This is a genomic window from Citrobacter sp. NCU1, from assembly GCF_010231475.1.
Taxonomy (GTDB): Bacteria; Pseudomonadota; Gammaproteobacteria; order Enterobacterales; family Enterobacteriaceae; genus Citrobacter_D.
This window is the reverse complement of sequence record NZ_NRDO01000012.1, coordinates 57,310-70,568: the sequence shown is the minus strand read 5'-3', so window position 1 is coordinate 70,568 and position 13,259 is coordinate 57,310. Positions and strand designations below refer to the sequence as shown.

The following is a 13,259-nucleotide window of genomic DNA, read 5'->3' as shown; positions in this document are numbered from 1 at the left end:
CACATGTTAAGAGCCGTTCATATGAATAGTAGAGGCCCCCGGAAGAGGTAAACTGAACGACGCCTTTGCTGTCTCTTGTTGTAAAAAGCAGCAACTCTCATGCCAAATTGGCGGCAAAGAGATCAACGTGCCCGGTGATACACCTTCTTAAAATTAAGCGTAGATGGCATTTGCAAAACTTGCCTGTACACGCAAATGAATTTCAATGGCATATCAATAACTCATCCACAAAAAATGCATATTTAATGTAAAGATAAAGCATGAAATTCACGCAGAGTTCACCTGGCTGAAAACGAAATGTCATCTGCTGCTGAAAAATTAGTCGGTTACATTTTGTATGTAATAAGCAAAATAGTTGGGTTGAAACGTATTGGCGGTTACAATTTTGCTGCTAAACATTTGAATAAGGAATTATGGATTGTGACCAAACTCAAACTTCTGGCACTTGGCGTGCTTATCGCCGCGACGACAAATGTCGCACAAGCTGAAAGCAACCTGACGTTGGGCGCAGGTGTTGGTGTGGTTGAGCACCCGTATAAAGATTACGATAGCGACGTTTATCCGGTTCCAGTCATCACCTATGAAAGTGAAAATTTCTGGTTCCGTGGCCTGGGTGGTGGATACTACCTGTGGAATGACAATACCGATAAATTGTCGATTACCGCATACTGGTCTCCGATGTATTTCAAACCGGAAGACAGCGACAACCATCAACTTCGTCAGCTCGACAAACGTAAAAGCACCATGATGGCAGGCTTGTCTTACGCGCATTACACTCAGTATGGCTACCTGCGCACTACGCTTGCGGGCGACACGCTGGATAACAGCAACGGCATCGTGTGGGATCTGGCCTGGCTGTACCGTTACACCAATGGTGGTTTGACACTGACACCGGGTATCGGTGTGGAATGGAACAGTGAAAACCAGAACCAGTACTACTATGGCGTTTCCGGCAAAGAGTCTTCGCATAGCGGTCTGCGTAGCTATGACCCGAATGACAGCTGGAACCCGTACCTGGAAATTAGCGCCAACTACAATTTCCTCGGTAACTGGAGCGTTTACGGTACTGCACGCTATACCCATTTGTCCGACGAAATTAGCGACAGCCCGATGGTGGACAAATCCTGGAGTGGCCTGATCTCAACCGGTGTCACCTACAAGTTCTGATTGTGCATCATTACAGTGCATTTTGTGTATGTAGATCAACGAATCAGTAAGATTCAATAAAAATCAAAATATCTCCAAGCCCGCATGTTGCGGGCTTTTTTTATGTGCATTACACTTCATAACGACGCATGAAAGCGCGTATTTTTCATGTACCCAAAGGTGTACCCATTAGGTGTATCTCATCAATTCGATGTTTTGGGTACAACATCCAGGCGAGGAAATGGCGAAAATGCCGAAACTAACTGATGCAGAAATTAAGGCCTGGGTGAAGGCTGATATTCGCTTTGAAGGTCGTTCTGATGGTAATGGGTTATACCTGCGGTACCGGGCCGTGGACCGCGTTCCAGTTTGGCGTTTCCGCTATAAGTTCGGCGGGAAACCCAGAGCTGTGGTGATCGGGTCGTACATTGATTTTCCACTGGCCAAAGCTCGCCAGCAGGCCAAAGAGCTTTCTGCTCGCGTCGCTCTGGGGTTCGATGTAGCCGGTGAAAAGAAGCAGCGTAAAGCTGAAGCCCTGGAAAAGATTGAGACCGAAAAGAATGCAGTTCGTGTGGACGGCTTGATCACTGATTTCTACGAAAGACACATCCTCCCAAGTTTTAAAAATCCTGAAATTTACAAAAAGGTCGCTTTCGCGAATATCAGCCCGGTTATCGGAAGCATGAAGGTTGAGGACGTTAAACCGCGACATATTGATGAGGTGCTTACTTCTATTCGTGATCGTGGGGCGTTGACAGTTGCGAACGACGTATTGCGGATGATGAAAAAAATTTTTGATTTTGCCGTGGTTCGTGGATTGATAGAGGTTAATCCTGCCTTGCCGTTTACTGCAAAAGATGCAGGTGGCAAAGAAGAAGGGCGAAAGCGTTTTCTGTCCCGATCTGAATTGGTGCAATTTTTTTCTGCGATGCACCAAACTAGGGCGTTCACTCGCGAAAATGAGCTTACGGTTAAATTGCTGCTAGCGCTTTGTGTACGAAAAATGGAACTGTGCGCGGCTCTGTGGGATGAGTTTGACCTTGATGCGGCTGTGTGGCATTTGCCTGGTGAACGGACTAAGAACGGTGATGATATTGACATACCGTTGGCGCAGCCGGTGATCGGATGGCTTGAGGAATTGCGAACTTTTTCCTGTAACAGTCGCTGGCTGCTACCAGCACGTAAGCTGCGTCTTACGGCGCACGTAAGTAGCAGTGTTCTCAATACGGCTATGCCGTACGTATTGGCAGAGATGCCTGGTGTTGAACGCTTTAGCGTGCATGATTTCCGGCGCACAGCCCGAACGCATCTGGCGATGCTTGGGGTTGATCCCGTCATTGCTGAGCGTTGCCTGAACCATCGTATACCAGGAGTTGAAGGTATTTATAACCGACACCAGTATTTTGAGGAACGCAAAGCGGCTCTTGCTCTGTGGGTGAATTTTTTGGTCGCTCTGGAGAATGGGGAAGACTACAACGTGGTTTCACTAATCAAACAGGGAAATACAATATGAAACAGCCACACCCTGTAATTGAGTACGTTCAAAAGGTCGAAAGGGAAACCCTACGATATGTAGATAAAATGATTGAGCAGATCGAAATATATTTTGTTCGAGATCGCTCTGGAGGTTATCACGGCCACCTAGTTTGTACGGAAGAACATTTATCTAAATTTAAGCTGGAAAATCCTAGTCTTATTTTTTATACAGAGGATGAACTGACTGATAATGAACGGTTGGAACTGGCGAGGGAATTTGACCTAGCTCCTAACGATGAGGATGAACAAATTGAAAAAAATCTTGTAGATCCTAATACCAGTTCATTTTTTAAAAATGCAGCCCTCATGAGGCTTGCTGGGTTATACAATGCCAGTAATGAACTGCTCAGGCTGGGCCTTCTTAATGATGTGAAAAAAGACACACTTCTGAACACTATCTACCATTCACACCAAAGATTCAAAAGTTTCGATGGTGCAAATAATGGCTCAAAAAAAATGCATTGGCTTAAAAATGAAATAGTTTCAGTGATAAAGGCAACGTGGGAAAGATATCCGACCCTTGCCCAGGTTAGATTGGTCGACAAAATTTTTAAACACTACACAAAAAACAACGTACCACAGGTATCTGAAAGAATTATTAGAGCTTGGATTAAAGCCAATAATTTAGCTCCAGCTAAACCAATAAAATATTATTCTGGTGAATTTAATTTGGTTTTCTCTTCCAAAAATTAGTTTTTGAAAAAGGCTGCTTTTACCTGGAAGTTACAGCCTTTTGCCTCTGCACAGATCCGCATTAGACGTATTTAATTAACCCCGTTGTTACGAGTCATCAGTCACCAACAGAAGGTAACGGGGCATATGAAAGACCAATCTACGAATCAATCAGCAATTCCTACAACGGGGTTTATCCGCCGCTACCGCCTGGCTGAAATGCTGGGTATGAGCCTCTCTACGCTTGATCGAAAGGTTCGTGACGGTAGCCTGCCAAAGCCCACGAAATTTGGTGAAAAAATCACTGCATTCGATGCTGTGGAGATCAACCGTTGGCTGGAAGAACGCCGTCAGTCTGCCTAATTAAGCAGATTCCTCAACCTGTAAACTAAAACCGGACATCAATATGAAACTGAATATATACCCTTACGGGCAGGGCTTCACTCACCCCGAACGCCAGGATAAGTTGATATTTCGTGCACAAAAAAGCCGGGAATCTTTCCCGGCTGTGGAACTGGAGGATCAGCCTTTCGGCTCAATGCCCCGTGACTGCAGTTCTTTTCGCAGTATCCGTTTTATCCAAGTGGCTAGCGAAGAATCTCCATCTTTGCGCATTTCCTCCTCCAATTGGGAGCGGAATTCTTCGTTTAATCGCATAGGAAATTGTGGTGATCGCTTTTCTGGTATTGACATGGTATACGCCATAGGTGATATTGTTAGGGTATATACCAGTGTATATGCAAATGACATTAAAGCGCAACGCCCCGTAGTGTTACCAGCACTAACGGGGCGTCTGACCACAACGTTATTCGAGGTAACATCATGGCTATCGAAAATAGTATCACGGAGCGCCTTCCTGCGTACACTTGGCTTTTTTTGGGTACCCCGAAGGGCCAGACTTGTACGCCCGTTGTTATTCGCATTGCCGCTGACACGGAAGAAGAAGCCCGCCAGTGGTATTCCCGCTGGGATCTGGTTTTTGCAGCAAAAATCCGCTCTGAATGCTCGCTTTACCAGTACATCAATGGTGCTTTTGAACTGGATGTTTCTCGTATGGAGGTGGTCTATGCTTAACCTTCAGACTCTGACCGCCAAAGCCCGCGAACTGCGCGGCAATGTGGTAAAAGCCGTCTCTACCAAAGGCAGCCGCACCATGCAACCCGTCTATGACCGCGACGAACAGCGCAAGCTGCGCGAGCGTATCCAGCAGACTCAGCCGGATTGGGTATTGCTCTGGTGGGATATTTCCGTGGTCACCGGCTGGCGCACCAGCGACGTGTGCAATCTGCGTTACTCCTGCGTCAATTGGGAAACCGGGCAATGCACTATCGTGGTGGCTAAGCAGACCAAAGCAGCCGAAGCACGGGCGACCCGCAAAGGGATCGAGATTGTCCGCAAACAACGTAAGGATGCTGCCCGTATTGCTGGCGACCATCTGGCCTACATGCAGTGGGACAGCGCGACCTGCGACGAACTGGCGGCTGATATGACCGATGAAGAACAGGCGATTGTATTCGACCAGGTATCCCGTGCTGAAGTGAAGCACGACACCAAACAGTTACCGCCGGGCGTAATTAAACGTCTGCGTGAACGGCTCGATCGTAATCTGGTCGATGATGACCTGGTATTTTCCCGCTCTCAAATCGACAGCAACCGTTGCCAGACATTGGAAGGTAGTGTGTCCCGCCAGACTATCTGGAATAAGCTGCACGGTGTAGTGCAGTGGTTTACCCGGTTCATTAACGCAAAACTGCGCCTGAGTGCCTACAGCACCCGAAAAATAGCTGCGTTTAACGTCATGACTGCTGGTGGTGAGCAGGGACTGTTAATTGCCTCCGAGTTGCTGGGACACAGTAACCCGGCCATAACCCGCACATACCTGCAGTTGGGCAGCAAGGCCAGCGCAATTCAGTCGAGCATTGCTATGGAGACCGTGGAGGTATGCTATGCCGAATAAAACTGAAATTATTCGTTTTCGCGCAAAAATCAGCAGCGGGCTGGTGCTGCGCAAAGAAGGCCGTATTACTGATGTCAGCGACATGTTGTTTTTATATGGCGCTGATGCATCCGGCATTGAGCGGGAATTATTCCGGGTGGAAATGGACGAAGCACATAAAGACAAATTTGATGAACTGACAGACGAATTACCACGCGCAGGGCACATCGCTGTTGCTCAGGCAATGTTAGCGCGTATGGAATCCATGAAAAATATGGCTGGTCTGGTGAGGGAAGTAAGAAACAGCCGCAAATAATGCCGTTTAACAGAGGTATTTAACGCCATGAAAAATAAAACCGGATTGGGTTCCGGGGCTTCCCTACACCCAAAAATCAGGCCTGGTGATATCTGGAAGGATCGCCACGGCTCCAGAGTCATTATTCTGGCGGCTTCTCCACTGCGTGTGGAATATCGCCGCGCCGGGTATGACAAAGACTGTATTAGTTCACCAGACCGTTTTACCCGCGATTTTAAATATGTGGAGGGGAACACGAACGAAAATGATGTGGCGCGTTTTCTGAATGCGTCTGATGGCGATAACAAGATCCGCGTATTACGCGAGATTCTCCAGGAAAGATTAAAAAAATGAAAAACGCACCAAACGTTAAAGAATTGCCAAAAGATAAATTCACCGAAGCGGTAATTTTTGCGGGAACTGATGCCTACGCTCACGCGCAGCACTGGATCGAGAGCGAAGGTAAAAAAGCGGGTGACAGTATCCCGCCAATTTTTCTGGAGAAAAAGCACCTTGTCGAGCTGCCGAACCTGCGCATTATCGATAAAGGTCGTCGTAGTGTCCGTGTGTACCGTTCCGGCGATATCAGCGAAGCGCAGCTTTTAGCGGTTGCTACGTTGCTGGCGCTGGCTGATGTGAAAGAGGCCCGTCTATTTAACGGAATACATGAACAGAAACCCTCAGAGGACTGGACGCCACAATTAGCCAGATTGAAAGAGCAGTCAGCAAATGGCAATAGCGTGCTCGATGATCTCACTCGTAGCCAAAAGAAACGGGCGCCAGCTGATGAACTGGCCCCATGTGTGGAATCCCGCGCTGGAGGCCTGTATTGGGTGACGCCGAAACTTGATAAGCAATCAGGGGAAATTACCCGCCCCGGCCAGTGGTTAAGCGGTCCGGTGGACGTGCTGGGAACGGGGGAAGGTGGCGGCAGCGACTTTGTTATTTTGCGCTGGCAACCGACCGGAAATCGCCCGGAGCGAACAGAGGCTATTCCGTCTGGTGATATTGGCAACCGTGAAGGCTGGTCGAGAATGGCAAGCCGCGGGCTGCGTGTGACGGCAAAACCGCAGTTACGTGCAATTCTTGCTGATCACCTGACAGACTGCGACAACGGTCAATTATGGAATGTGGCTACGCTGTCCGGCTGGCAACATGGCGTTTATATCATGCCGGATGGGAAAATTATCGGGGACGAAGATAAGCGCGTTGTGTTCCATGGCCGGAGCGCTACCGCGTCGGGTTATACCGTTGCCGGAACGGCGCGGTGCTGGCGCGAAAATGTGGCAGCGCTGGTGGTGGGCAATCCTTCAATGATGCTGGGTGTGGCGGCTGCACTGGCCGCGCCGCTGGTCGGTCTGGTTGGCGCGGATGGGTTCGGCGTACATTTTTTCCAGCAATCCAGTGCCGGCAAAACGACAGCCGCCAATATCGCCAGCAGTCTGTACGGCGATCCGGATGCGCTGCGTCTGACATGGTACGGTACGGCGTTGGGCATTGCCAACGAAGCACAGGCACACCATGACGGGCTACTGGCACTGGATGAGGTTGGACAAGGGGCCGATCCTAAATCGGTCGCGACTTCTGCCTATACCCTGTTTAACGGTTCAGGAAAATTGCAGGGAGCAAAAGACGGCGGCAACCGGGAGTTAAAACGCTGGCGAACGGTGGCAATTAGCACCGGGGAAATGGATATTGAAACATACCTGCTGAGTCATGGAATGAAGCCCAAAGCCGGGCAACTGGTGCGCCTGCTGAATATCCCGCTGGAAAAATCCACGAATTTTCACGGCCTGCCATCGGGTAAAGCCCATGCCGACGCCCTGCGTGATGCGTGGACGGCGCACCATGGCGCTGCCGGGCGTGAGTGGGTGCGATGGCTTGCCGGCCACCAGCAGGAAGCGCAGGAGGCCGCTGGCGTCGCCCGGGAACGCTGGCGCGGGCTTATCCCCGAAAGCTACGGCGAGCAGGTCCATCGCGTGGGGGAAAAATTCGCCCTTATGGAGGCAGCGTTGACTCTGGGGAGTCATATCACTGGCTGGGATGTGCAGGCATGCAGAGACGCCATACAGCACAGTTTTAATGCCTGGGTAAAAGAATTTGGCACAGGTAACAAAGAACATCAGCAAATCATTGAGCAGGCAGAGGCGTTTCTGAATGCCTATGGCATGAGCCGTTTTGCGCCGTTGAACTATGACCCACGGGATTTACCGATCTCCGAGCTGATGGGATACCGCGACAGCGGAGATCGGGTTGATGCCCCAGCGCTGTTTTACGTGTTACCCGCACCATTTAAAAAACATGTTGCCGGGACGCACAACAAAGATGCCACCGCGCAGGTTCTTCATGACGCCGGAATGCTTAAAAAACCCGCCAGTGGTAAAGGCTGGCAGATAAGAACACCGCGCCTGAAGCACCAGAACAACGCCCGCCAGTGGACCTATGTCCTGCTGTTTGCCCCGGAAACAGAGGGAACCGAAACCGAATAATCTACATATACGTGAAAAAACACTTATCCCACTTGTCCCACTTATCCAGGATGTATCCAACTGGCTGTTATTTATGAATATTGGTGTTTTTGGCTGGGACAGATTTGGCAGGTTTTGGGATAAGTCAGAGCTGTTTTGGGATAAATCAAAAATTGAATGGTGCAGGAAACCTATGAGACTGAAATACGCCATCACGATTGGCGACCCCAAATCACCGGGGATCGAGTATCAGGGGAGAGCGACGGGGAGCAGCCACCTGACCAGGGTTGATGTGATTGCAGCGATGGGCATGGCGCAGGCCCACCAGCCAGCAGGTATGGCGCTGATAACGGCGAAGTACATCAAGGGCGGTGGCGCGATGAGAACCGCGCTACTCGGGCTGGAGAAGCACGCTCAGGCCATAAGGGGAAAATATCTCGGCAAGGATGCCGGGAAGAGCATCACCCAGGCTGTTGCGTTGCTGGCGGCCTATGTGCTGGAGGACTACTCCAGAACGGCAGACACCCCCGGCGCGAAATGTCTGTGTGGTGGGCGCTGTGAAGTCCAGGACATGAAGGAAAGTAAGCGGCAGGGCTGCCCGGTGATGAAGCCGTGCAGTCGCTGCAAGGGAACGGGGCTAAGGCCGCTGACGCAGAGTCGGGTGCATCATGCCTTGTTGCGTTATGTGCAGGTCTCCCAGCCCACGTACTCGCGTCGCTGGAAGCCGTTTTACGATGAGCTGGTGTCATGGTGCTACCAGCAGGAGAGTGCCGCTGAGCGGTGCTACAACGACTTTGCCGGGTTGCGTCCACTGGTGACGGAAACCGGAGATAATTTACAGGAGGTTCGGTGATGGCTTACCCGAACGGCGAGAAATTTCAGATTTTTGACGAGCATGCAGAGAGCCTGGAAAAGCGCGGATTATGGCGCCGCGCGGCAGTGCGCTGGCTGGCGGTACTTGATGGCGCTCTGGACGAGCACACGCGGGAAGGGGCGATGTTCCGGCGCAACCACTGCCAGCGGATGGCGGCTAAGCCCGTTATGGCTCAGGAGGTGGCTGATTGACAGCACAGATGGCGGCTTATGGCAGAGTGGTTTCAGAGGTGCAGTCGAAGACCACAGGTAACGGCGGTACCATGGCGTTCACTCGCCTGGCTGTGGCGCTGCCATGCCGGGCAGCTGAGAACGGCGAGACAACGATGTGGCTCGGTGTGACGGCGTTCGGCAGGCAGGCCGACGCGCTGGTCAGACACCAGAAGGGCGACCTTGTGAGCGTATCCGGCCAGCTGCAGGTGAACCAGTGGACCGGGCAGGGAGGTGAAATACAGAGTGGCTACGCGCTGGTGGCCGACAGTGTGGTCAGTGTCAGAACTGCGCGGCCGGGTGGGAAGAAAGGCCAGCAGGGACAAGCCACCGATGCGCTAAAACGGGCGCAGGAGCAACAGTCCCGCAACGAGTATGATCAGACACCGCCGGATGATGACATACCATTCTAATTTTTATCTGACGAATAGCCCATCCACTGGAGTGGGCTATTAATTCTTACTTGTCTTTTTGCTACTTTAATCCAGTACAACTCTGCTACAACTATTTCCTTTTCCATTTTCGCTTTTTTGAATGTGTAGTGCTTCCCCATGTGACCATGAAGTGAATTTTGATGCAAACTCAGGGTCCGATTTTTTGATCGATTTCCCGCAATTAAATATTTCAGATGGGTTAATCAAAATGGCGTGTTGTTTATCATCGAACTGGCTTTCAAATGAGACGATGTCAAATAAAAATCTATCACTACGTGAATCCATATATCGCTCTATGCTTTTTTTCAAAAGAATTTCCCTGATGATTTTTTTATTGGATTCTGACATTCGCATTCCGAATATAACCCCGGCAATCTGGCTGTTATCATAATGAAATATTCTGTCGATAGGGGATAATAAATCTTGTGATACGCAAGCAGACGATGCTGCTATGTATAATCTGGCCTCCTGTTCATAATCCCAACATGAAGACTTCGTCAGATACATATTCTCCATGTTTTCCCAGTATGATTTGTGTTCCTCGGCGCTCATTTGACGGCCATAAACTCCATGCGGGAACAAAGTGAAACCATCAACACTGTTTCTTGTCCCATAAAGGACATCATGAAGTTTAAAATTCTTAGAAATGCCTAAAAAAGAATGCTCACTTGTTTTTATTGACTCTTTGCTACGTGAGGGACATTGGTTAATGCTGCCATCGATACTTCTGAAAATCAGACAGTACCCTTCATGCTTGCCAGTGTAGTGTGACCACATTAACGCATTTTGGTACGTTTTAGAGAATGAGACTGAACATCCTTCACTTGGAATATATGCGGATATATAATTTTTTAAGGATTCGGCAAGCACAAAAGCTATATTTTTATGAGTTGGGTCTATACCTTCTAAAATTTTTTCATAGATCGTTTTTGGTGACGTTGCTAGTTCTTTTACCGAGAGGGGTGAACTTTTTGCAAAAATCTCAGCGATACGGGTGGTATCTATCGGTAAATCTTTCCAGGCAAAATCTAATAGCCGTTTCCATTTTGGAAAGTCTTCTGGAAATTCATAACTGATAAATCCATCAAGTGGATCATTCAATTCACTTGGATAAGAGAAATAAAGTTCATCGTAAATAAGTTCCTTGGTAGATAGCAGGTTGGCAGAACGATATCTGTAATACAACATCTCAATACCCTCAATATGTTAGATGAGGCATTGTACCCAATAAATTAACCTTCCGCTAAGTAAGTATTTATTTTTTCATAAAATGAAATGATATTCTTGTTTATTGCGATAGTTGCAATCATCATTGCTGGTGTACCGCGCCACGCAACCACGGCGCATATCGCAACCAGGAGTTATGCAATGTCAGAAAGCCAGTTACCCGTGCTGACGCTGGATTTCAGTGATGAAAAAATCCAGAAACTTACCGAGATAGCCGACAAGTTCAAAAATGCTTTTGCTGTTGGTCCGGGCGGTTTTTCGGTACCACAGCAGCCAGCCTTCAAACCGCCAGTCACTGGCGGCGGTGGTAAAAAACCTGATGCTGATTTCACCTCAGGCATCGATAAATTTTTCAAAGGGCTAAACAAAGAGGCCGAAGCCACGGCGAAAACATTCGGGGTGATAAACAAAACGCTGGCGACGACTACCAGCACGCTGAAAGGGTTGTTTACCACGACGGTTTCGTGGGGAGCAAAAATTGCGGCTATCAGTGGTGGTGGCGTGTTTGGTTACGGATTCATGGCGCACCGGGCGACCGAACAGTACAAATCAGCCCAGGGGCTGAACGTCACGACCGGAGAACAACAGGCTGCGCATAATGTGTTCGGGACGCGTTTCAGCGCCACCAGTAACATCATGCAGGCACTGGCAACAGCGCAGCAGGATCGAACCAGTGAGGAATCAAGAGCACTGATGGCTCTGGGGCTAAATCCGGCCGATTCTCCGGGGAAAAATTTACCGGATTTTCTGGCCGCAGTTGATCGCATGCGAAAACACTATGGTGAAAACGCATTGCCGGCGCTCAGGGCAATGGGTGTCAGCTGGATAGGGGCTGGTGACCTGAACCAGATTGCGGCGAACAGCAGCATTATTCCTCAGTTGCGCCAGCAGTATGATGATCAGTCCAGGCATCTCGACTCGCAGACCAGTCCCCAGGTGATGAAGGGATACCAGGACGTAACAGCCAACTTTTTGAATAATTCTTCCAGGATTGGAAATGCATTTCTCTCATCGGTCAGCAGGCTTAACGGCCCGATCACGCAACTGTCGGACGGACTGACCGCCAGCATCGAACGCTTCCTGAATGGCAGGAACGGGAAAGCGTTGTTTGACAGTATCGGTAATGGATTGCAGAAGCTAGGAGACTGGCTGGGCAGTGATGATTTCCAGCGGGATATGAAATCCTTTGCCGATACGGTGAGCACCATCGTTAGGGCATTGGGTAAAGCGGCTCAGTGGTTCCTTGGATTTGTCGAAGGAAGCGGATCAGGGAGTACGTTTGCCAGCAAAGCAGGCGAGGCCAGCAAAACCAGCTATTTCAGTAAAGAGCATCCAGCCACATCGACGACACCCGCTGTTCCTGCCTTGTCTCCGGGTGAGGAAAAAGACTCCAGTTTCTGGGGGCTACTGAAAGCGACTGGTAAGACGTTGGGCGGTATCGGTGGGGTTATTGGCGGGAATATGTTCCCCGACATGGCTAAGCGCTGGTCTGCAGGTGGCTGGGCTAACTACGGAGACAACAAGCTGCCACGCGGATTGCGGAACAACAATCCCGGAAATCTGAATTTTGTGGGGCAGTATGGCGCCAAACTTGAGGATGGTCCGGACGCCCGGTTCGCTCAATTCCCGTCGATGCTTGATGGCATTGCGGCACTCGATAAACAGGTTGGGTTGTACCTGAAACGCGGTACAAACACGATTGATAAAATCATCGATATTTACGCACCGAAGTCGGATAAGAACGACACCAACGCGTATAAAAAATACCTGACAACTTTCACCGGGCTTAGCGCCAACGACAAAATCGATGGCTCAAATACGGAGCAAATCAAACGCCTTATTGTGGGCATCATCAACCATGAGAACGGGCCTGCGGCGAGCACTATCAGCAATGACGACGTGCTCAGGGCGATGGCGATGAATCGCGGTGGTCAGGTTTCTGGTGGTCCGACACAGTCTCAGTCTATGAAGGTGGAAATAGTGCAGAAACCTGGCTCCGACATCCAGGCTCAGGTGAAAGGGATCACATTAGCGGTTAGATAATAAAAAAGCCCCCGACGGGACCAGCGTCAGAGGCCTTTTGCTTACGCCGCAGGTGAGACGGCAGAGATGAGGTTTGGACGAGAATGTTATCTTGCGATAACCGCAACATGATGGATCATTATTTCAGTATATGCAATGATGATTGTTGTAATCGTCAGGAGATCACAACATGCGAAGCCCAAACGTTAAGCCCGTATTGCTCACCAAAGAACAGATCGACGCTCTCCACCAGTTGCAGGAAAAAGAGCGGAAAAACTCCCCTCTTGGCATTGCGCCGAGCCTCCATGAAGTCGCTCGCCGACTGATGGATAAAGCTCTGGATTCCGCATTGCTACACGCCTGAATCCCTGTCAATGAATTGCGGAAAGCATCCGTAATACGCAGGCGCATACAGCGCCCACTTTCAACAAGTTGCAAAA

The 13,259-nt window shown here is 49.6% G+C and carries 15 protein-coding genes; 14 read left to right on the top strand and 1 reads right to left on the bottom strand.

Annotation, left to right across the window (positions count from 1 at the left end; genetic code table 11):
- The first annotated feature begins 420 nt into the window (after positions 1-420).
- From CJP72_RS05185 to CJP72_RS05130, 12 genes are all read left to right on the top strand, one after another.
- On the top strand, positions 421-1,167 hold the full coding sequence (locus tag CJP72_RS05185; RefSeq protein ID WP_162379830.1) for a MipA/OmpV family protein: 747 nt from the start codon (positions 421-423) through the stop codon (positions 1,165-1,167).
- A gap of 229 nt (positions 1,168-1,396) precedes the next feature.
- Positions 1,397-2,659, top strand: a complete 1,263-nt coding sequence (locus tag CJP72_RS05180) for a tyrosine-type recombinase/integrase (RefSeq protein ID WP_162379857.1) — start codon at positions 1,397-1,399, stop codon at positions 2,657-2,659.
- Entirely contained in the window at positions 2,656-3,375 is a 720-nt protein-coding gene (locus CJP72_RS05175; protein ID WP_162379829.1) for a hypothetical protein, read from the top strand. Before CJP72_RS05180 ends, CJP72_RS05175 begins: the two co-directional genes overlap by 4 nt.
- A gap of 126 nt (positions 3,376-3,501) precedes the next feature.
- Positions 3,502-3,717 (top strand): helix-turn-helix transcriptional regulator, encoded by a 216-nt coding sequence (locus CJP72_RS05170; protein WP_162379828.1) that lies wholly within the window; start codon positions 3,502-3,504, stop codon positions 3,715-3,717.
- A 459-nt stretch (positions 3,718-4,176) separates the two neighbouring features.
- Complete coding sequence (locus tag CJP72_RS05165) at positions 4,177-4,428, top strand: host cell division inhibitor Icd-like protein (RefSeq protein WP_162379827.1); 252 nt, start codon at positions 4,177-4,179, stop codon at positions 4,426-4,428.
- Complete coding sequence (locus CJP72_RS05160; protein WP_162379826.1) at positions 4,421-5,311, top strand: tyrosine-type recombinase/integrase; 891 nt, start codon at positions 4,421-4,423, stop codon at positions 5,309-5,311. Before CJP72_RS05165 ends, CJP72_RS05160 begins: the two co-directional genes overlap by 8 nt.
- Positions 5,301-5,606, top strand: a complete 306-nt coding sequence (locus CJP72_RS05155; protein ID WP_162379825.1) for a hypothetical protein — start codon at positions 5,301-5,303, stop codon at positions 5,604-5,606. Before CJP72_RS05160 ends, CJP72_RS05155 begins: the two co-directional genes overlap by 11 nt.
- Before the next feature lie 27 nt (positions 5,607-5,633).
- A complete protein-coding gene (locus CJP72_RS05150) occupies positions 5,634-5,939 on the top strand; it encodes a DUF4222 domain-containing protein (protein WP_162379824.1) in 306 nt (101 codons plus the stop codon).
- The gene (locus tag CJP72_RS05145; RefSeq protein WP_162379823.1) at positions 5,936-8,074 is read left to right on the top strand and encodes a DUF927 domain-containing protein; all 2,139 of its coding nucleotides are present in this window, start codon (positions 5,936-5,938) and stop codon (positions 8,072-8,074) included. Before CJP72_RS05150 ends, CJP72_RS05145 begins: the two co-directional genes overlap by 4 nt.
- A 172-nt stretch (positions 8,075-8,246) precedes the next feature.
- Positions 8,247-8,906, top strand: a complete 660-nt coding sequence (locus CJP72_RS05140) for an antitermination protein (RefSeq protein ID WP_162379822.1) — start codon at positions 8,247-8,249, stop codon at positions 8,904-8,906.
- Positions 8,906-9,118 carry a PerC family transcriptional regulator gene (locus CJP72_RS05135; RefSeq protein ID WP_162379821.1) on the top strand — a complete coding sequence of 71 codons (213 nt, stop codon included), beginning with the start codon at positions 8,906-8,908 and terminating at the stop codon, positions 9,116-9,118. Before CJP72_RS05140 ends, CJP72_RS05135 begins: the two co-directional genes overlap by 1 nt.
- Complete coding sequence (locus CJP72_RS05130; protein ID WP_162379820.1) at positions 9,115-9,549, top strand: single-stranded DNA-binding protein; 435 nt, start codon at positions 9,115-9,117, stop codon at positions 9,547-9,549. The genes CJP72_RS05135 and CJP72_RS05130 overlap by 4 nt, the downstream gene beginning before the upstream one ends.
- 66 nt (positions 9,550-9,615) lie before the next feature.
- Here CJP72_RS05130 and CJP72_RS05125 read toward each other — a convergent pair whose 3' ends face one another.
- Complete coding sequence (locus tag CJP72_RS05125) at positions 9,616-10,758, bottom strand: DUF2971 domain-containing protein (protein WP_162379819.1); 1,143 nt, start codon at positions 10,756-10,758, stop codon at positions 9,616-9,618.
- A gap of 180 nt (positions 10,759-10,938) precedes the next feature.
- On the opposite strand from CJP72_RS05125, the gene CJP72_RS05120 reads away from it, so the two are divergent.
- Together CJP72_RS05120 and CJP72_RS25200 are read left to right on the top strand one after the other, a co-directional pair.
- Positions 10,939-12,840, top strand: a complete 1,902-nt coding sequence (locus tag CJP72_RS05120; RefSeq protein WP_162379818.1) for a lytic transglycosylase domain-containing protein — start codon at positions 10,939-10,941, stop codon at positions 12,838-12,840.
- 169 nt (positions 12,841-13,009) lie between these two features.
- Positions 13,010-13,183, top strand: a complete 174-nt coding sequence (locus CJP72_RS25200; RefSeq protein ID WP_193568598.1) for a hypothetical protein — start codon at positions 13,010-13,012, stop codon at positions 13,181-13,183.
- The last annotated feature ends 76 nt before the right edge of the window (positions 13,184-13,259 follow it).

Coding starts and splice junctions, on each gene's coding strand:
- CJP72_RS05180 (WP_162379857.1), top strand. CDS start 1,397: ATGCCGAAACTAACTGATGCAGAAATTAAGGCCTGGGTGAAGGCTGAT.
- CJP72_RS05175 (WP_162379829.1), top strand. CDS start 2,656: ATGAAACAGCCACACCCTGTAATTGAGTACGTTCAAAAGGTCGAAAGG.
- CJP72_RS05170 (WP_162379828.1), top strand. CDS start 3,502: ATGAAAGACCAATCTACGAATCAATCAGCAATTCCTACAACGGGGTTT.
- CJP72_RS05165 (WP_162379827.1), top strand. CDS start 4,177: ATGGCTATCGAAAATAGTATCACGGAGCGCCTTCCTGCGTACACTTGG.
- CJP72_RS05160 (WP_162379826.1), top strand. CDS start 4,421: ATGCTTAACCTTCAGACTCTGACCGCCAAAGCCCGCGAACTGCGCGGC.
- CJP72_RS05155 (WP_162379825.1), top strand. CDS start 5,301: ATGCCGAATAAAACTGAAATTATTCGTTTTCGCGCAAAAATCAGCAGC.
- CJP72_RS05150 (WP_162379824.1), top strand. CDS start 5,634: ATGAAAAATAAAACCGGATTGGGTTCCGGGGCTTCCCTACACCCAAAA.
- CJP72_RS05145 (WP_162379823.1), top strand. CDS start 5,936: ATGAAAAACGCACCAAACGTTAAAGAATTGCCAAAAGATAAATTCACC.
- CJP72_RS05140 (WP_162379822.1), top strand. CDS start 8,247: ATGAGACTGAAATACGCCATCACGATTGGCGACCCCAAATCACCGGGG.
- CJP72_RS05135 (WP_162379821.1), top strand. CDS start 8,906: ATGGCTTACCCGAACGGCGAGAAATTTCAGATTTTTGACGAGCATGCA.
- CJP72_RS05125 (WP_162379819.1), bottom strand. CDS start 10,758: ATGTTGTATTACAGATATCGTTCTGCCAACCTGCTATCTACCAAGGAA.
- CJP72_RS05120 (WP_162379818.1), top strand. CDS start 10,939: ATGTCAGAAAGCCAGTTACCCGTGCTGACGCTGGATTTCAGTGATGAA.
- CJP72_RS25200 (WP_193568598.1), top strand. CDS start 13,010: ATGCGAAGCCCAAACGTTAAGCCCGTATTGCTCACCAAAGAACAGATC.